Raw genomic sequence first — 18,358 nt, 5'->3', positions numbered from 1 at the left:
TAATATCTTTGATTTTCTATATTTTTTTACAAAAAGTTTGTATTTTCTTTTCTAAATTTTCCTGATTTACATAACATATATAATTATTATCTAGCATAGATCTAGTCCAAGTAATAAAAGCTCTTGCGCCTTTTACACTTTGTAAATTATCATCAATATTTTGAAATTTCAAAAAGATAGAGTGAAGAAATTTGATCAAGCCAAAGATATCTATCAAATTTCCAGGCACTTTATATTTATCATCAATAAGCTCTATTCCTATATCAGAAAGTTTTTGAATAACCCAAGTAACGCAATTATTTTCAAGAAGTTTATAGGTAAATTCTTCATTGATTGGCTTTTCGCTATTAGGTGTGATTTCTTTTGTGGCTTCAAAATCAGCTTTAATATTTACAAGTAAGCTTTCATATTGTTCTTTAGAAAGTTCTAAAGTACAGCGATTAGAAGGTTTGAAAGTTTGAGGGCTTCTTAGTTTTTTAATAATATAACAATTTTTATCAATATTGCTATCTAATACATATTGGTTATTGTTAAATACTTTGCCAGGAGATCCTATAAGAGATTCTGCAACATTAGCAATTCCAGTTCCAAAACCCCAAAAATCATCATTGATTTCATTAGGTTCTTTAGCTTCATACCATTTTTGATTTATCTTGTCCCATTCTTTGTTTTTAAGATATTCTTGTCTTAATGTTTCATCTATTTTATCTAACTCATCAGGACTTTTATCTTTGGTAAGTCCTAAAAAGGCGTGAGTGAAATCTAAGCCGTTTCCATTATAAAGATTAACTAATATTTCATATTCTAAAAACTCATCAATATAAATCGTTGCATAATATTTCATTTATAAAATCCTTTCTAATATGTTGCCAGTCCATAAAAAAAGAACAAAGTGCAAGCATAACCCAAGGCAAATAATAAAACGCTAAACATAAACTTTCTTTTAAAAATGGATATTAAGAAAAATACTCCTATACCACAACAACCAATAATAAACAAGCTTAAACTAGAAAAATAAAATGCTAAAAATATAAATACCGCAGATAAAACCAAAGGAATGGCATTATAAGTATATAATAAATTAAACATTATGCAAGAATATACAACAATAAATAACTCTATTGCATTTCTATCAAATATTAATAAAAATAAATTCTTATCATATTTACCATAACTAATATAAATGTAGTGAAAAGTTAAAATAATATAAGCCACCAAAGCAAGAATCAAGCTACACACAAACCAAGCAATTTGCCCACTTGATATACTATCTATTCCTTTGCTTTCTAGTTTTGCTTTGAGTTTAGAATAAATAGGAATTTGCAAATTTACTCCTAATATAGATAAATTGTTTTATTATAACCAATCTACTTAATACTTTTAATTAATTTAAATTCTTTATTTTTAAGATATTCTTGTCTTAATTATTCATCTACTTTATCAAGCTCATCAGAACTTTTGTCTTTAGTAAGTCCTAAAAAGACATGGGGAATATTCCAATCCATGGGATGGATATAAATTGTTGCGTAATATTTCATTTATGAAATCCTCCATTTGCCAACCAATAAGCTAAATACCACCAAAAACTATTTGCAAATGCAAATACTATCCAAAAACTTAATTTATGAATTTTATATTTTATAATGTTTCTCTTTTCTAATAAAAACCAAATAGTAAAAAATGCAATATGACACAATGTAAAAAGCAGGGCATGGTCGCCAAATCCATTTAAAATATCCATATTTATTCCTATTAAATAAATAAATCTGATAAGATAAATAATAGGTAAAAAAAATATGAAATAAGATATTATAGTCAATCCGCAACAAGCGAAACAATCTAATAAAAATTTAGCAAAATTAAATTTGTTATTCATAAATATTCCTTACTATATATTGATTATTTTTTAACATCTTATTGTTTGTAACATTAACAGAATTCATTTTAATTCCAAAGCCCAAAAAACCATCATTAAATTCACTAGATTCTTTAGCCTCATACCATTTTTGATCTATCTTGTCTCATTCTTTATTTTTAAGATATTCTTGTCTTAATTATTCATCTACTTTATCAAGCTCATCAGAAAATCTAGCTTCTATAATGGTAGCATAAGCTGTAGGATCTCCCATTCTGCGTATTTTATCTAAAATGAGTTTTTTTATTTTTTCACCTGTATTACACCCATCTTCTATCTCATACCCTAACTTTATTCCATCTGCATAAAGCCACAAAGGAGGAGTAAAAGCACTATCAAAAAAACCTTTTTCATCATTCTCATCGATTAAATCAAGCATAGCATAACTAGCATCTGCTATATCAGCATAGTCTTTGATTTGAGAGATAAGTTCTTTAGGATTCATTAGTAACTTTGTCCTGTATATTTTTCATCACTTTTTATAAATTTATTATTAGTAAAATACAATGTATAAGCAAAAACACTTTATTAAAGATGATTATTAAAGGTTTAATTAATAAATCCATATGCCTACCATTTCTACCATTTCCCTACTTCAATCTCACATTCATAATCATATTAGATAAAAAGATACTATCTTCATCAAAGCTTTTTGAGTTATATTCTAGTTTTAAGTTTCTTTTTTGTATATCTTGCATTAAAGTTGAAAGATTGTATAAACTTAAACTTTCTAATATATTTATAAGTTCTATTTTGCTTAAAGTATTAAAATCATTTAGCAAGCTAAGATAATTACTTATAATAGAAGAAGAATTGATATTGTGAAATATAATTTTATTTTTTATATCTTCTTTAATAAAAAATTGATTATTTTTTATATAAAAATAATCTTTAAGATGATGATTACTTAATATTTGATTGTAAAAACTTAAAAGACTTTCTTTACTATTTAAGTCTATAAAATTTAAAAATATATTTTCTTTTAATAATGCTTCTTGTAGTTGTTTTAAGTTTTTAAAAGCTTGATTTATACTAGAAGTATTTTTTAAAGCATAAATGATATTTTCATCTTTAGAAATTGTTCTATTTATATTATATTGCAATAAAGGATTTTTATAAAGTGTATCACTATTGATTAAGATATTCATATGAAAAGATTCTTTTATATCAATATGTTTTTTAATATGTAAAAATTCTAAAATATTTAAAAAAGCATTAGGTATGTAAAATTGATCTAAACTAAGTTGTAAAAAATGATTCATATTATGCATAGAAAAAATATCATTATCTTTAATCAAATCATCTTTATTTAGATTAAATAACATAACTCCACCAAAACCCAATAAGCTTAAATTTTTTAAATTCTCTAAAGCTTTTCTTTTTTCTAAATCAATTTGAAGTGTTTTTTGCATTATTTTTCCTTTTTTTAATTAACCTATACATAAACCATTTTTCATAATGATAGTAGTGGCTAATGAAATTCATTATTTTTACTCTTTTATATTATGCTCTTTAGCATAAGCTAGTATTTTAGCTCGAAGTTCTTGCGGAAAATTATATCTATATATGGCAGGAATTCTTGGATCAAGGAGTCTATCAAGCTTATGTCTTTTATAATACCATTCTAGGTTTTCAGGGGTAAAATATCTTGGTGCATTAGGATAGCCTTGTGGAGGAGTTAGGGCTGCTAGTTTGGCAGTTAAAATCATAGAATCTATTTTTAATTGTGCATCATTCCAATCATTTGGAATATCATAACCATAGGCATTTACCATGCCATTATAATACCCTCCCCTATAACGATCAAATTCTCTTCTGCTTTCATAAGTAGAATCTACATCCCTTGGATCTTTTATCTTACCCTCAACTATATCACTTCTTAAGGCTCTATACATACTTCCAAATTCATCGCGAGAAATTTGATATTTATTATAATCAATTACCCAATCTACTCCCATAATCTCATCTATAAAAGGAAGCATACCAAATTCATCAGGTTTTAAAGTCTTAGCTAAGGTTTTAATCTCTTGTTCTCTTAAAGGATTTTTATGCACTCCTACTAAACCACTTCCTACAGCAATATCAGCATAACCATAAATAGCACCTAATAAATTAGGTTTATCTAATATACTACTTCCTCCACTTAATTGTATATAAAGTATAGTAGCTTGGATAAATCTTGCATTAAAACCATTTTGAGACATATCATTAGCTAGATATTTATAATCACCTAATATTCCTGCTGCCATACCCCATTCATTATGAAATAAACTTGATCTTAGATTATGTTTATTATCATCTACTATTTTATATAATTTTTCATATTTAGGATCTACATTTCCTTTTTCATCTACAGCTCCTATAGCTTCATAAGGTATATCTATAACAACACTTCTTATACCACTTCTTATAACTAAATACTTATATCTTTCTTTTTTAGTTTTTAAAGATTTATAATAAGCTTTTTCTGCTTTAGTCCAAGGAGCTATGCTTCCTTTTAAAGGATCTTTTAAATAAATACTTTGCCAATCTTTAAACTCAAGCAAAGTAGAACTTTGCCCTGTGTAAAGATTAGGATCTAAATATCTGGGTTGATAGTCTTTGTAGGGAGAGTTTCTTAATATACGATCAGCTTCAAACAAAGCTTTAGAATATTCTTGGGTGTATTTGCCTACTTCACGCCCATCTTTTCTTTTATCAAATATAATTTGATTTGTATTTTTATCAACTTCTAATATAAGTCCATTAGAAGTATAAATCTCGTAAATATCTTTATTACCGCTCATTATTTATCCTTTCATCCTATATACAAACCATCTTCCATGATTATAGTAGTGGCTAGTCTGCCTATGAATTTGTTAGAATAATCTTGTATTTTATTAATATTATCACTTTCTTCCTCATTTTCTCTATTTTTTCTATCATTATTAACATCTTCATTGCTTATCCCCCTATACATCACTTCTAAATTATGTTGTCCTATGGCTTCTAAATTTTCCATCAATCTTCTTGCTTTTTGCCTATCTTCTATGAACTTACCCTTTTCATCTTGAGTAGTGCTATAAATACCATTTGCATATTCATATAAAATTTGTATAGCATCATTATAAGCTAAGATAGGGTGTTGTTTTATCACTGGGTGTTGTGTTTTATACTCTTCTTTTCTTTGAAAATGCTCTAGCTTATATATATTGCAATTTCTAAGTTCTATATTGTTTTCTTCAAAAAATTCCTTATCATTTAAGATGTATTTGCCCTCATTGATTTTATCTTCCTTAAAAGCACTTCTTTTCTCATCTAAAATAATATAAGATAAAAGTCTTTTTAAGGCAAATTCCCTAGCTTTGCTTGAAGTCGTAGCACAAGCAATACTAGGATAATAATTAAGCCCACCTGTGCATAATAAAGAACCAAAAATAAACTCAGATAAATCAAAACTCATAAATCTAGAATTTATCAATAAAGGATAGGTTAAGTATTCTTCTTTTTTTACAGCTAAAGGAAAATCATAATTGTAAGTAAATTTTTCATACATTAGTTTTTCATATAAAATTTTTAATCTTTCATAATTTGTAGGCAAAAGTGTATCGATAAAAGATCCTGCTAAATTTTTTAACACATCTACACTTAAATTTTTACTTACTTTAATAGAAAAATCAATAGCTAATTGTTTTTTTACTTTTGATATCAAATGAATTTGCTTAGCTTTATCCAATCTTGAAAAACTCTTTGACTTTTTCAACTCGCTTGCATATTCTAATTGATTAAAATAATAATAATTTGTTCCTATTTGATATAAAAAAAGCTTATTGAGTGGCTTTTTACTTTTTGGATTAATTTTTATAAAATGTCCTTTAGGATTAAGTGCATAAAATATCCCTAGTTCTTTAAAAAAATGTGCTTTAAAACTAGAAAATAATTTATTGCCATAATGCTTTTTATCAAAGCTTGAATTTATAAAAAATAAAATCATTTTTTTAAAAAAATCAGGCTGACTCATAAAAAATTCTGCAAAAGGAAAAAGTTGCTTAATGATATTAAAAAAAGTGATATCTATGGATAATTTTGCAAGTTCATTATCAAGCATAATTTCTTGAATACTTTTATCTAAATCTTTTTTCAAAGGAAGAGTTTTATCTGTTTGTGTATTTTCTTTAAATTCAATTTCCTCATCAAAGCTTTCGTTTAAGGTTTTTAAAAAATTCACATAAGTTTGATCTTCTTCTTCAAAATCATTTTCAAACATAGCTTTAGCTAATTCATCTAAATAGATAACTTCATCTTCTTTTTTATTTTTATTTAATTCTTTAGATAAAAAGATGTAAATTTTTTTATCATTATCATAAAAATAAATATCATCAGGGATAAATGAAATATACTCATTAAAATAATTTGGTATTTTAATCTTTTGATAATTAAGTGTAATTTCTTTATCACCATAATCTAAATTTGGAATTACAATATTTTTAACACCAAGAGAATATTCTTGTGTAAAAGCTAAGTCTTTTTGTAAAACATACAAAGTTAAAGTCAATAAAACAACCGTTAAAGGTGAGTATTTCTTAAAATCTACATTTTCATATGTTTTGGATATTGATGACTCTAACTCAAGAAAAAATTGCATTTGATCATAATAAGAATTGATATTATCTAAATAATTATTAAAAAGCCCGATATATTCTTTTACTTTTTCTTTTTCTTTTTCGCTAATTTCTTCCAGTTCTTTGGGTAATTTAAAAAAGCTATCAATATAAGCAAAATCTTGCTCAACTGATTGTTTTGTACTCTCTAATAAATCAAACAATAACCGAGAATATGTTTGATTATAAAAATTAAAATACCTTTTATATTTTTGATAAATCTGTCCATCAAGTTTCACAAAAGGACAAAGTTGCAATACAAAATCATCTTCCTTTTTAACATCTCTTTCTATAAAATAAGAACCATAATCTCTTTTACTAGGAAATTGCTCTTTTAATCCAAGTTTTTCATTTTTTGTAAGAGCTTTTGGGCGATTTTTTATTATTGCTCCTAATTTTTTTTGATACAAATCTTCACAAAGTGCTGCATTGTTAAGCTGTGGTGGATTGGTAATAAACAAATAATTTTTACCCATTTTGGTTGTATTGATTTGATCAGTATTTTTTTTATCTAGTATCATTTCTACTAGTATAGAAGAATTTAAATCAGGATATTCTGCATAAAAGAAATGATTAAGTTCAGAGATATTTGAATTGATTGCTTTTTTTAATGTTGTATCAAAATTTTTTAAACTAGAATTAATTAAAAGCGTATTATCTAACTTTTCATTTTTAATTTTTGGATTATTTTCTAAAAAATGATCAAAAATACCTTGAAATTCTTCATCTAAAATAACTTTATAAAAACTATTTTTATAAAGACTAATAGAAGGTGCATTAGAATAAGATGAAAAATCTAATAATACTTTATCATCTATAATCAATACATCAGATAAAATTTCTTCATTGCACAAAGCGATAATAGGATAAAGCTTACTAGTAATAAGCTCTAAAAGTGGATAAGCAAAATCATAATAATATTTTTGTTCCTTATACTCTTGATAGTCAGAAGAAGAATTATAAACTTCAAATAATGTATTTACAACAAAAACATAAGGATTTTTTTTAACTAAAGAGATAGGTTTTTTAAGATTGGTTACAGAATCTAATATATTGATAAAAAATTTTGCTATAGCTCTAATAATTTGCTTATATTCATCATCATTAGATTGAGTGATATTTTTTAAAAGTGTATTAAAAAGTGTATCTAGGGTAAGTTGTATCTTTGGTTTAATCTCTTGCTCAAAATAATCAGATTCTTTGATATTTTTTAATAATGCATTTAATTCTTTTTGAATTCCTTTTAAAAAATTTTCAATATTTTTTTCATTGCTCTCATCAATAATTTTATTGAGTGTTTTATTTTTGTTTTGATTGATTACATCATTTAAAAAATTTAAATTATTAAAGATAATTTTTTTAATACTAGATAAATTTTTATCAGAGCTAAATTTTTGTTCTTTTGTGATTTCATCTTTATTAGCTTGATTTAAATGTATGATTTTAAAAGTTTTTTTCTTGTTACTTTTAAATTTATCTTCAATAGTATGTAGTGTCTTATACAAAGAATTCTTAGCTTCTTTATATCCATCAAAATCACCACATATAAAAATAATTTTATTAGCATTTTCGGTAAGATTTTTTAACTCAATTTCCAAATTATGATTTGATGTAATTAAGGTGAAATCTTTTATTTTCATATTTTAATCCCATTCACTACTACAAATTTACAAACATAAAGCTCTTGTTTTCTATCTTCATCTTCTAAGATCTCATCTAGTCCATTTGCGATTTGAAATTTTAAATTTTGCATTTTAGCAGGAGCTAAAAAACTAAAATGATATTCGTTTAATTCTTTATTATCTTCTAGGGAATTTTTGATGATTTTATCATACTCATGTAGCTGTGTAAAATACCCTGCTCCTAAATCTTTATATTCAAATTCTTTATAAGCACTTTTATAAACTTTAGCAATATTTTTTGGGATAATAAAATAAAGTTTGATTAAATTAGTATCAAAACTAAAATTTAATTCTTTAAATTCATAATCTTTACTAAAGTCTTGTTTGAATTGATTAAGAATATTAACATCTTCTATATCTTTTAAATCTTTTTGATCTATATTTAATTCACTTAAAGCTTTATTTTGTTCTTTTTTTTCATTATTAATTAAAAGGTTATAGATAGGTAGGTTATCTTTTTGAAATCTATCACTTTTATAATGAAGTCTTATTATAGACTCTTTTAGCTTTGTTTGGTTTTTGTTTTGTTTGGCTAAGCCTTCCTTAGGATTAAAACTATGATCAAATTTAAACTTAGTAGGTACAAAGCTTACTTTTAAAGGATATCCTTTATCTGTGACACAAGCTAAGATGAGTTCTTGTAAGATTACATATTCATTATTAACTTTCTTTTGAGATAAAGAGCCTTTAACATCTACTACCTTAGTACAAGGATAGCTTACTTTTCCTATAGTATTAGGACAACCACTTATGCTAGAATTAAGTAAATCACTTTCTAGCATAATAGGCACACCACCATCTTTAAAAGTTTTTCCTTTGTTTGATTGAAGTATGACTTTACCTCCATGGATACATTCTAGGTTTTGATTTTCTAAAAGGGCATGAAGTTTAGCTATAGCTTGTTTTTTATTTATTTGTATGGTTTTTTGTTCTTTTAGAGTGTTTGAAATTAAGTCTTTATACTCTAAGCTTTGCTTGCTTAAACATTCTAATTTGATATTTAAAGAATTTTCTATAATAGAATAATTAAGCAAGCAAAGTTCATCATTTTTATAAAAGATGCTAAGTTTTCCTTTGCCACTATCTTCATCTTTAGGAGAAAAATAATAACTAGGTGTATCTTGTTTTATAGCATTATCTTGATCTAATTCTCCAAAGTAAAAAGGATTATTAGGAAGTTCACTTGAGCCTGTAAGGAGGGTGGAGTTTAGGAAGATATAAGCTTGATAGTTTTGGAGTTCTTCAAAAGTAAAATCTGTCGTTGCTTCTAATTTATAAAGTTCATCATAAATACTTTGACAATCAATGATGCTTTTATTTTCACAAAACAAATAAATACTTTTTTTATCTTTATGAATAGAATATAAAAAGTCTTTACCTATCATAATTTTCCTAAATAATACCTATTTTAGCTTTTCCATTAAAATACAAAGCTTGTGATATTTTACAAACTCCACCTAAATATTGCTCATCCCAAATTTGATCTTTTATTTTATAACTTTTTGAATTATATCTGTATATTTTTGTTATATTATTAATATTTTCAAGACATTTCATATCTTTATAAACTACAATGAAAATTCTAAATTCCCCAATGGCAATTTTATGAGCTAAATTTTCTTGATTATTAATAAAGGAACAATCTTTTCTGTATTTATTAAAATCATTTTTATCAAGAATTAAAATATATTTTTCTTTTTCATGTGCTTTTAAAATAAAATCTATGATTTTTGTTTGACTAATGGTAGGAGCTTTGTAGCTTGTATAATAATTATCTCCAACCTCTTCTAAAATACCATTTGTTTCTTGCATTATGGTGGCTATTAATGAAAGAAAATATTCAAAATGGTTGATTTTTTCTGGAGAGCTTCTTAAAAGCCCAAGAGGTCCATTTTTAAGAGCGAAATTTTTATTATTAATAGCATTATTTTTTAACACAAAAGTTTCTGTATATATTTGAATATTTTTCATAAAATGATTAAGATACTCTATACATTCACTAAAACTTTTATCTTTGACTTTGTTATGGTTAGCATCTAATTCTAAAAGATAGGAGTAGAAGTAAAGAGTTTGAGTTAGGGGGATTATGGAGTGAGAATCTTTACCCGTATAGATAGGCAGTCTATTGTGTGAGCCATATTGAGCAGAAGCGATGATATTTATACCACCGCTGTCATAGACACAATATACTTTTTGGGGATTTAAGACTTGCTCCATAATATTTTTATCTAATAATGCTGCCAAAGCCCGCATTAGCATATTATCAATCTCATCAATAGCAGGAGAATTAAAAGTATAGACTTGCGATGCCATAAATTTGATTGCATTAAATTGTGTATTTAAGCTCCTATCAATAGTATCGCAAAATTGCATTGCTATAACTGCTAAATATCCGCCTAAAGAATGCCCTATAAAAATAATATTATTTGAATCTACTTTGTTTAAAATAGGTGCTATGTCTAATAAAAATTGCTTTAAAGCATTAAGTTGAAAATCGCCCTTACCAAAGGTAAGCCCTATATCCGCCAAAGTATCCATACTCCAAAGTCCCTCTGTCCCCCTAAACCCTACTACAAACTTATCTTTTTCTTTATCATAAAACAAAGTAGCACTAAAGCCAGAAGCCGTATTTGGTTGGTGGAATTTAATCTCATATTTTTTAGCAAAGTTTTTAGCTTGAATCTCCCCAAATTCTCCATTAAGTGTCGGATATAGTGCAATGGAATCATCATAAATAAAATAATCTTTATATTTTTTAGATAAGGTCTTTGTATATTCTAAATTTTCTATATTGTCTTTATCTTTAGGGAATCTATTTTGCCCTATTTTATAACTATCCATTTCTCGCTCATCGTTATTGATATACATAAAGTTAAAATAACTTGCTTGAGCCAACTCGGCATAGTCTCTTAGATTGTTGATTAATTCTTTCATTTAGTCTCCTAAAGTTAATTTAGCACCAAAAACAGAGCAAATGCCAAAGGGTAATATAAAAACAATATTAAAAAATTCCTTAAATATTTTTTAATTCTTGTTATTCCAAAAAGCCATAGATTGGCTATCATTAGTGGAAAGACTATCCAACCAAGCATTATAAAAAACTCCTCAACCCTATTTGGATTATGTCCAACAATAGGAGATATAAACCAACCTACAACACATAATATAATCCAACAAATATAAAGTATTTTTAGAATCCGCATTCTGTTTCCCTAAACCACACCACGAAACCATCTTTGTATGTATCATAGAACAAAGCAGCAGAAAAGCTTGACTCTGTATTTGTTTGATGGATTAATAAATCATATCTATCTAAGAATTGTTTGGCTTGGAGTGGGGAGAAGTCGCCATCGAGCTTGCTGATAGTAATTTCTTTTTGTTCTTTATCTAACTGAACAAATTCAACAACTCTATGATTTTTATAGTTTGTATTCAAAATATCCGTAATGTAAATTTCTTGAATTTTAGGTTTATTGTCAGCGTCTCTAATTTCATTGCCTTGCCTATCTTGCATTACAAGAAAGTGAGATTTACTTTGCTGTTCTAAAAAATAGTGAAAATATCCATAGCTAGCCCATGCTAACTCAGCGTTATCTCGTAGTTTTTCAACTATCTCTTTATTTGTCATTTTGCCTCCTTAAAATTACAGATAAACTTATTATCTTTAAAACATTCTGGCATCTCTTTAATATAGATATTACCACAGGTAATATAATTATTCCACATAACTCTAAAATCCATATTGCCTTCATTGCCTAATATCATAGGTCTCCAATCATACCAAATTGAGCCTGATTCATTGATTTCTATTATATTTTTTTCCAAATCCATTTTAATATTTAACTGAGCTTTTATTCTCTCAGTATCATATCTAAATCGTGCAATATAATTATTATTCTCAAGTTTTAAATTATTTTGTAAATCACTAGGATTAACTCCAAATAATTTTAATGCTTTCTCTGTTCTTTTTTTTAGAAGGCGGTGTAATATCTAACTCACATATTTTCTTAAACTTCCAATAACTTGATTGTAATTCATAAGGAGTATAATAAAGCGGGATTCCAAGTAGATAAATTCCAAATAATGTAATAAATACTAAGATAATCTTTTTAGGTGCAAGAAACTTTTTCATTATTTGACTTCCTTAGGCTCTATTCCTCTAATGGCTAAAATATAATTGATATAGCCATATTCACTTGTATAGATTTTTTCTTTAGTTTTACTATCAATTTGTTTTCTTTTTTCTCCAAACAAAGTAGCACTAAAACCACTTAAAGTGTTAGGCTGATGAAATTGAACCTCATATCTTTGAGAGAAATTCCTAGCTTGTAATTCTCCAAATTCTCCATTTAATTCACCTTTGCCAATAAAACTATATTCTTGTCCGACCTTTTCTTTTCTTCCAGCTATGTTTCCGTTATAACTTAAACTTACAAGCTCATTTAAAGTAACGATAGTTTCATTTTCTTGTAATATGCAACCTTTTAAATCAAAATAAAAATAACTAGCCCATGCAAGTTCTGCATAATCTTTTAAATTATTGATTTGAGTTTTCATTAATTTATTCCCCTATAAAAATAAGATTTATTATAAAACAAATTATTGCTCCGTAAGCAAATTAATTATTTCTCCGTAAATATATATCCTTATATCTTTATCTAACAGTATATCTGCCCATTCTATTTCATAACATACTATAAAAACATGTAAAACTATATAGAGATAAGTAAAAATACATAAAATTATGTAAAAATATAATCTTAAATTTATTTTAAATTTCCATAAAATTATAGCACTACAAATAATCATATATAAAGTAATCATTATAAAAAATGTTAAAAAATTTGCTCCACATGAATATATTAAAGTAAAATAATAAGCGGTAATAACAAATAATAGTAGATAATAACAAATAGAAATGAATATATTTTTGTTCTTTGCTTTTTCAAAAATTAAATAATGCAAATAAGGCAACAATGGAAAAAGATAAAGTATAACAAGAAAAAAGAATATTTTAGTAAAAGTTGCATCATATCCCATATAATAACCTAAAATAGCCCCAAATCCCCAAATTATAATCCAAATAATATATAGATTTTTTAGTATTATCACACTACTTCCTTTTTTGTTGAAATTTAAATTATTATTAAAAAATCAAAAAAACCAATCTATACAAGTTTAGCATAATTTTTGAGATTGTTAATTTGAGCTTTATTACTCATTTTTTAAATCCATATAGAAAATAAAAAGATATAAAAAAATGTATAAAAAAATACAAAATAATAAAGAAAAATAATAAGAAAGTTCTTTTCTAAATTTAATAGATATTATTAAAAATAATATTGTATAAATACCTAATATTATTACATAATTAAAAAATCCCCCCGAGATAAAGAAAAATAAAGAAAAATAAAGAAAAATAAAGAAAAATAAAGAAAAATAAAGAAAAATAAAGAAAAATAAAGAAAAATAAAGAAAAATATTTTTGGATTTAATAGTTTCTTGTAGTGTTAAATATGATATGTAAGGTAACAATGGATAAGAATATATAAAAAATGCAATCTTTAACATATCACCAAAAATTCTATATCACTAAAATAAGCATATAAAGAACTAAACAAAAAAATAATTCCCCAAAACATCCCCCAAGCAATGTATATTTTTTTTAATAAACCCATTTATTTTCCTTTTTATATTTTTAATAAAATTATCCTACTTTTTAAAAATCAAAATATAATTACACTAGGAACCATTCCAGCCATAAATACCAAGAACATTAAAAGTAACATATTCCAACATAGCATAACTAGCATCTGCTATATTAGCATAGTCTTTGATTTGAGAGATAAATTCTTTAGGGTTCATCAGTAACTTTGTCCTGTATATTTTTCATCACTTTTTACAAATTTACCATTAGTAAAATAATGAAAAGATCCTCCTCCTGCACTTTTACGACTAATACTAGAAAAGCTAAATCCTCTTCCTTCATCTCCAAACAATCCATAGCTTTTTACTTTATAATCTATCATAGTAGCAAAAACAACAGGATATTTTTTACCCTCACACACATAATAAGTTGTCATACCTAAATAAGGTCTTAATTTTTTATAGTTTTCTTCACCCATATATGCTTTAAATTGATCTTCATAGTATGCAAATTCGGGTTTATCTTTGAAGTTGAAGTTTGATTCTCCTATTTTATAATTATAATCATTACGATAATATTTACAACCATTAGAAAGGACTTGAGGGAATTTTTTTCTATGATTTTTAATTGATCCCAAAAATCATCCCCTAAAGACATTTTTTTCATTGCCTCTCCTTTCTTTCTTTCATTTTCCAATATCTCTTCTCTTATTTTTTTATCAAAGATATAAATTCCACCATAATTACTTGCAAGAGTTTCTAATTCACTTGCTTTATTTTCTTTAAAAGCACATGCACTTAAAGATACTAAAGAAAATAAGCTTAGAATTATCATTGTGATTTTCATTTGATACTCCTTTTTAAAGTATATTATTTCAAATACCTTGGTATAAGTAAAATTTAGTTTTTATATTTAACATACTATTAAAACCTTTTTCATCATTCTCATCGATTAAATCAAGCATAGCATAACTAGCATCTGCTATATCAGCATAGTCTTTGATTTGAGAAATAAGTTCTTTAGGGTTCATCAGTAACTTTGTCCTGTATATTTTTCATCACTTTTTATAAATTATAACAATAAAATATAGCATATAAGCAAAAAATACTTTGCTGTGATTAACAAATCACACCTGCTAAATCTACCATTTACTTACTTCAATCTCACATTCATAATCATATTAGATAAAAAGATATTATCTTTATCAAAGCTTTTTAAGTTATATTCTAGTTTTAAGTTTCTTTTTTGTATATCTTGCATTAAAGTTGAGAGATTATATAAACTTAAACTTTCTAATATATTTATAAGTTCTATCTTACTTAAAGTATTAAAATCATTTAACAAGCTAAGATAATTACTTATAATAGAAGAAGAATTGATATTGTGAAATACAATTTTATTTTTTATATCTTCTTTAATAAAAAATTGATTATTTTTTATATAAAAATAATCTTTAAGATGATGATTACTTAATATTTGATTGTAAAAACTTAAAAGACTTTCTTTACTATTTAAGTCTATAAAATTTAAAAATATATTTTCTTTTAATAATACTTCTTGTAATTGTTTTAAGTTTTTAAAAGCTTGATTTATACTAGAAGTATTTTTTAAAGCATAAATGATATTATCATCTTTAGAAATTTTTCTATTTATATTATATTGCAATAAAGGATTTTTATAAAGTGTATCACTATTGATTAAGATATTGATATGAAAAGATTCTTTACTTTTATTAGTTAATTGAAGCAAAAATATAACATCTTTTATAACTTGTAAAATATCATTTGCTACTTCACCATAGCCCCAAGTAAAGATAATATGATTATCATCTATATTTGTAGCACCAAATAATAAAGAAAGTGAAAAATTAAAGCACTAAGGAATAAAATGTAAAATCTTTTCATCAATTGTATTAAAGAAGCTAAAGAGTTTGTTTGATATAATTATATTAAGGGTGCAACGCCAAAGGGGCGCAACCCTTTAGCGTTAATTTACCGCCCAGAAGGGAGGTGAGCATAATGCTAACAAAAATTATCCTTATAATTATACTCTTAACACTTTGCTATGTCAAGGCTTATTGAGTATCCCCTGCTTTTGCAGGGTTTAGGATAATCCCTTTGGCTTTACCAAACAAACTTTTAACTAAACTTCATCTCCTTTCTATAGTTTTATATATTGTTTTTTTAGCATTTGTGTTAAATAAAGACACAAAAAAATAAATTCTAAATAACAAAAAAGTAATTTTTTATTGTGTGTATTAAATAAGTTAAAGAGTTTGTTCGGTATAATTATATTAAGGGTTTAAGCCGCAGGCTGACCCCCTACGGCTAAATTGTGAAACCCCTGAAAGGAGGTATAACTCAATGAGGTTCGTAAAGCTCATTTTAGTGGTTATTATACTACTTTGCCTATTTATAGTCAAGATATATTAACCAAGCCCCTTTTTGGGGCAACTAGAGTGAGCTACCTGCGGTACCAAACAAACTTTTAACTAAACTCTATCTCCTTTCTATAATTTTATTTTTCTTTTTAATTAGTAGGTTTTCTTGTTAAATTCTCAAGATTGCTTTCAATCTTTTCTTGTATTTTTATAGAATCAGCTTGTATTTTATCTACATCAATACTTCCAACAATATCAGCAATAAATTCACTTAAATCTATTTCACTAAAATCTAACTTTTGAAATTCTTCTGGAACAAATCCTCTACAATCAGGACTTTTTGGAGAACCCCAACCTCTTCCAATTTGTGGGCGTCCTTGCTCATTAAATATTCTTGCTAATTTTGAATTAAAACAACAATGTGTTTTTTATGCTGAATACAAGCTATGAATTTAATTTTTTTAGAGCAATATTCACCAACTTCTACACATCTATTTTGCTTATTGAGTTTAGCTAGCTTTTTTTATCTTCTTTACAAGGTATAAGCCCTATAAATACTTTATCTTTATCACAGCAACCACCCCCAGTTAAGCCAAAAATTTGTCTTTAGAGCGACATCTATTATCTTTTCCATTAAAGATAAAAATTTGTCCTCCACAAGAACCATCATCTTCCCAACCATTATTATTTTCATCATTAATACCAACTTGAGCATCATCATCTTCGATATGGCTAGTGCTTTTTTAAAACACAACTATTACATTTAAAATAGTTATTGTTTTAAACATACAATATCTTTACTAACTTCTAAAACTATCTAAAGCATAGCATTTATATTTTATTTTACAGTATAAGCAGGACATAAAATAAAATATTTAATATAGTATAATGTAGAATTATAGATATTAGAAAAAATTTAAATGGTAATGATTTTAAAAAATGTTTATAGCTTTGAAAAAATAGCTAAAATTATACTAAGGGTTAAATCTTTAAAATAAGATTTAATCTACTTTGGCAATTCATATAATAGCAAATATTCTATTTTTAAAATTGTTTCTTGAATATATTAAACACTTACTCTTCATTAGTCAGGCAGTATTTTTCTTTGTTAGAATTTAAATACACAATATTCTTTCCTTGAAATTCACACTCTAAAAATTTTAATACATCACCTATTTAGCAAAACAATATCACTTTTTTACACATTTTTACAATAAAATACAAAGTATGTGCAAAAGTATGTGCAAATGAAAAATATTTCATTAAAGTATGGATATTTAGGAGTTTAGTTGGTAAATTACACGCCTGCTAAATCCACCATTGCTTCTTACATACAATTATAAAATCTTAAAACAAAACTTAAATTAAATGGCGACCCCTAGAGGATTTGAACCTCTGTTTTCACACAGAGAGAGTGATGTCCTGAGCCACTAGACGAAAGGGTCAAAGAATTAGCTGAAGTGGTGTCCCGTGTTGGATTCGAACCAACGGCCCCCTCCTTAAAAGGGAGATGCTCTACCGGCTGAGCTAACGAGACAATGGCGCGGCGGACGGGGCTCGAACCCGCGACCTCCGGCGTGACAGGCCGATATTCTAACCAGCTGAACTACCGCCGCACCTAAAAAAGAATGGTGGTCACTATAAGACTCGAACTTATGACATCCACCTTGTAAGGGTGGCGCTCTACCAACTGAGCTAAGCGACCAAAATAAAGATATAAGTGGTGTCCCGTGTTGGATTCGAACCAACGGCCCCCTCCTTAAAAGGGAGATGCTCTACCGGCTGAGCTAACGAGACAATGGCGCGGCGGACGGGGCTCGAACCCGCGACCTCCGGCGTGACAGGCCGATATTCTAACCAGCTGAACTACCGCCGCACCTAAAAAAGAATGGTGGTCACTATAAGACTCGAACTTATGACATCCACCTTGTAAGGGTGGCGCTCTACCAACTGAGCTAAGCGACCAAAATAAAGATATAAGTGGTGTCCCGTGTTGGATTCGAACCAACGGCCCCCTCCTTAAAAGGGAGATGCTCTACCGGCTGAGCTAACGAGACAACCAAAAAATGAAATTATGCCAAAACTATTATATTT

General features: G+C 26.5%; 18 protein-coding genes and 8 tRNA genes. All 26 read right to left on the bottom strand.

Annotation, left to right across the window (positions count from 1 at the left end):
- Positions 1-16: 16 nt before the first annotated feature.
- Positions 17-844 (bottom strand): hypothetical protein, encoded by an 828-nt coding sequence (locus CPEL_RS09240; protein WP_167332809.1) that lies wholly within the window; start codon positions 842-844, stop codon positions 17-19.
- A 14-nt stretch (positions 845-858) separates the two neighbouring features.
- Complete coding sequence (locus CPEL_RS03200) at positions 859-1,326, bottom strand: hypothetical protein (protein WP_044598586.1); 468 nt, start codon at positions 1,324-1,326, stop codon at positions 859-861.
- Positions 1,327-1,534: 208 nt separating this feature from the next.
- Positions 1,535-1,741, bottom strand: coding sequence for a hypothetical protein (locus CPEL_RS09510; RefSeq protein ID WP_229239146.1), 207 nt, complete (start codon positions 1,739-1,741; stop codon positions 1,535-1,537).
- Between the two features lie 313 nt (positions 1,742-2,054).
- Complete coding sequence (locus tag CPEL_RS09235; protein WP_049984575.1) at positions 2,055-2,360, bottom strand: hypothetical protein; 306 nt, start codon at positions 2,358-2,360, stop codon at positions 2,055-2,057.
- A gap of 145 nt (positions 2,361-2,505) precedes the next feature.
- Positions 2,506-3,327, bottom strand: a complete 822-nt coding sequence (locus CPEL_RS03185; RefSeq protein ID WP_044598584.1) for a hypothetical protein — start codon at positions 3,325-3,327, stop codon at positions 2,506-2,508.
- Between the two features lie 78 nt (positions 3,328-3,405).
- Positions 3,406-4,701 (bottom strand): hypothetical protein, encoded by a 1,296-nt coding sequence (locus tag CPEL_RS03180; protein WP_044598583.1) that lies wholly within the window; start codon positions 4,699-4,701, stop codon positions 3,406-3,408.
- Positions 4,702-4,712: 11 nt separating this feature from the next.
- On the bottom strand, positions 4,713-8,195 hold the full coding sequence (locus CPEL_RS03175; RefSeq protein ID WP_044598582.1) for a hypothetical protein: 3,483 nt from the start codon (positions 8,193-8,195) through the stop codon (positions 4,713-4,715).
- Positions 8,192-9,622 (bottom strand): hypothetical protein, encoded by a 1,431-nt coding sequence (locus tag CPEL_RS03170; RefSeq protein ID WP_084083553.1) that lies wholly within the window; start codon positions 9,620-9,622, stop codon positions 8,192-8,194. The genes CPEL_RS03175 and CPEL_RS03170 overlap by 4 nt, the downstream gene beginning before the upstream one ends.
- Before the next feature lie 7 nt (positions 9,623-9,629).
- A complete protein-coding gene (locus tag CPEL_RS09230; protein ID WP_044598581.1) occupies positions 9,630-11,171 on the bottom strand; it encodes an alpha/beta hydrolase family protein in 1,542 nt (513 codons plus the stop codon).
- A 256-nt stretch (positions 11,172-11,427) separates the two neighbouring features.
- Entirely contained in the window at positions 11,428-11,865 is a 438-nt protein-coding gene (locus CPEL_RS03155; RefSeq protein ID WP_044598580.1) for a hypothetical protein, read from the bottom strand.
- A gap of 303 nt (positions 11,866-12,168) precedes the next feature.
- Positions 12,169-12,369 (bottom strand): hypothetical protein, encoded by a 201-nt coding sequence (locus CPEL_RS03145; RefSeq protein ID WP_044598578.1) that lies wholly within the window; start codon positions 12,367-12,369, stop codon positions 12,169-12,171.
- Complete coding sequence (locus tag CPEL_RS03140; protein WP_044598577.1) at positions 12,369-12,794, bottom strand: hypothetical protein; 426 nt, start codon at positions 12,792-12,794, stop codon at positions 12,369-12,371. Before CPEL_RS03140 ends, CPEL_RS03145 begins: the two co-directional genes overlap by 1 nt.
- A gap of 1,185 nt (positions 12,795-13,979) precedes the next feature.
- A complete protein-coding gene (locus CPEL_RS09630; RefSeq protein WP_256378932.1) occupies positions 13,980-14,102 on the bottom strand; it encodes a hypothetical protein in 123 nt (40 codons plus the stop codon).
- Positions 14,102-14,521: a tRNA 2-selenouridine synthase gene (locus tag CPEL_RS09220; RefSeq protein ID WP_167332808.1), complete on the bottom strand. Its 420-nt coding sequence runs from the start codon at positions 14,519-14,521 to the stop codon at positions 14,102-14,104. The genes CPEL_RS09630 and CPEL_RS09220 overlap by 1 nt, the downstream gene beginning before the upstream one ends.
- Complete coding sequence (locus CPEL_RS03120; protein WP_044598575.1) at positions 14,431-14,730, bottom strand: hypothetical protein; 300 nt, start codon at positions 14,728-14,730, stop codon at positions 14,431-14,433. The genes CPEL_RS09220 and CPEL_RS03120 overlap by 91 nt, the downstream gene beginning before the upstream one ends.
- A 28-nt stretch (positions 14,731-14,758) precedes the next feature.
- Positions 14,759-14,914 carry a diadenosine tetraphosphate hydrolase gene (locus CPEL_RS09440; RefSeq protein ID WP_148308768.1) on the bottom strand — a complete coding sequence of 52 codons (156 nt, stop codon included), beginning with the start codon at positions 14,912-14,914 and terminating at the stop codon, positions 14,759-14,761.
- A 122-nt stretch (positions 14,915-15,036) separates the two neighbouring features.
- Positions 15,037-15,633, bottom strand: coding sequence for a hypothetical protein (locus CPEL_RS03115; protein ID WP_232088152.1), 597 nt, complete (start codon positions 15,631-15,633; stop codon positions 15,037-15,039).
- 780 nt (positions 15,634-16,413) lie between these two features.
- Positions 16,414-16,656, bottom strand: a complete 243-nt coding sequence (locus tag CPEL_RS09505; protein WP_232088182.1) for a conjugal transfer protein TraN — start codon at positions 16,654-16,656, stop codon at positions 16,414-16,416.
- Positions 16,657-17,633: 977 nt separating this feature from the next.
- A tRNA-Glu gene (locus CPEL_RS03110) sits at positions 17,634-17,709 on the bottom strand.
- 16 nt (positions 17,710-17,725) lie between these two features.
- Positions 17,726-17,801 (bottom strand) — tRNA-Lys (locus tag CPEL_RS03105).
- 2 nt (positions 17,802-17,803) lie between these two features.
- Positions 17,804-17,880, bottom strand: a tRNA-Asp gene (locus tag CPEL_RS03100).
- A gap of 13 nt (positions 17,881-17,893) precedes the next feature.
- A tRNA-Val gene (locus CPEL_RS03095) sits at positions 17,894-17,969 on the bottom strand.
- A gap of 16 nt (positions 17,970-17,985) precedes the next feature.
- Positions 17,986-18,061 (bottom strand) — tRNA-Lys (locus CPEL_RS03090).
- Positions 18,062-18,063: 2 nt separating this feature from the next.
- Positions 18,064-18,140 (bottom strand) — tRNA-Asp (locus tag CPEL_RS03085).
- Positions 18,141-18,153: 13 nt separating this feature from the next.
- Positions 18,154-18,229: transfer RNA gene (locus CPEL_RS03080), tRNA-Val, on the bottom strand.
- A 16-nt stretch (positions 18,230-18,245) separates the two neighbouring features.
- Positions 18,246-18,321, bottom strand: a tRNA-Lys gene (locus tag CPEL_RS03075).
- Positions 18,322-18,358 lie beyond the last annotated feature (37 nt).

The sequence above is a fragment of the Campylobacter peloridis LMG 23910 genome (assembly GCF_000816785.1).
GTDB lineage: Bacteria > Campylobacterota > Campylobacteria > Campylobacterales > Campylobacteraceae > Campylobacter_D > Campylobacter_D peloridis.
This window is presented reverse-complemented; position numbering and strand designations above follow the sequence as displayed.

What these genes read in the sequence shown, in the direction of transcription:
- CPEL_RS09510 (WP_229239146.1), bottom strand. Translation starts at nt 1,741, where the DNA reads ATGGATATTTTAAATGGATTTGGCGACCATGCCCTGCTTTTTACATTG.
- CPEL_RS03170 (WP_084083553.1), bottom strand. Translation starts at nt 9,622, where the DNA reads ATGATAGGTAAAGACTTTTTATATTCTATTCATAAAGATAAAAAAAGT.
- CPEL_RS09440 (WP_148308768.1), bottom strand. Translation starts at nt 14,914, where the DNA reads ATGAACCCTAAAGAACTTATTTCTCAAATCAAAGACTATGCTGATATA.
- CPEL_RS03175 (WP_044598582.1), bottom strand. Translation starts at nt 8,195, where the DNA reads ATGAAAATAAAAGATTTCACCTTAATTACATCAAATCATAATTTGGAA.
- CPEL_RS03180 (WP_044598583.1), bottom strand. Translation starts at nt 4,701, where the DNA reads ATGAGCGGTAATAAAGATATTTACGAGATTTATACTTCTAATGGACTT.
- CPEL_RS03155 (WP_044598580.1), bottom strand. Translation starts at nt 11,865, where the DNA reads ATGACAAATAAAGAGATAGTTGAAAAACTACGAGATAACGCTGAGTTA.
- CPEL_RS09630 (WP_256378932.1), bottom strand. Translation starts at nt 14,102, where the DNA reads ATGAACCCTAAAGAATTTATCTCTCAAATCAAAGACTATGCTAATATA.
- CPEL_RS09235 (WP_049984575.1), bottom strand. Translation starts at nt 2,360, where the DNA reads ATGAATCCTAAAGAACTTATCTCTCAAATCAAAGACTATGCTGATATA.
- CPEL_RS09230 (WP_044598581.1), bottom strand. Translation starts at nt 11,171, where the DNA reads ATGAAAGAATTAATCAACAATCTAAGAGACTATGCCGAGTTGGCTCAA.
- CPEL_RS03185 (WP_044598584.1), bottom strand. Translation starts at nt 3,327, where the DNA reads ATGCAAAAAACACTTCAAATTGATTTAGAAAAAAGAAAAGCTTTAGAG.
- CPEL_RS03140 (WP_044598577.1), bottom strand. Translation starts at nt 12,794, where the DNA reads ATGAAAACTCAAATCAATAATTTAAAAGATTATGCAGAACTTGCATGG.
- CPEL_RS09240 (WP_167332809.1), bottom strand. Translation starts at nt 844, where the DNA reads ATGAAATATTATGCAACGATTTATATTGATGAGTTTTTAGAATATGAA.
- CPEL_RS03145 (WP_044598578.1), bottom strand. Translation starts at nt 12,369, where the DNA reads ATGAAAAAGTTTCTTGCACCTAAAAAGATTATCTTAGTATTTATTACA.
- CPEL_RS03120 (WP_044598575.1), bottom strand. Translation starts at nt 14,730, where the DNA reads ATGAAAATCACAATGATAATTCTAAGCTTATTTTCTTTAGTATCTTTA.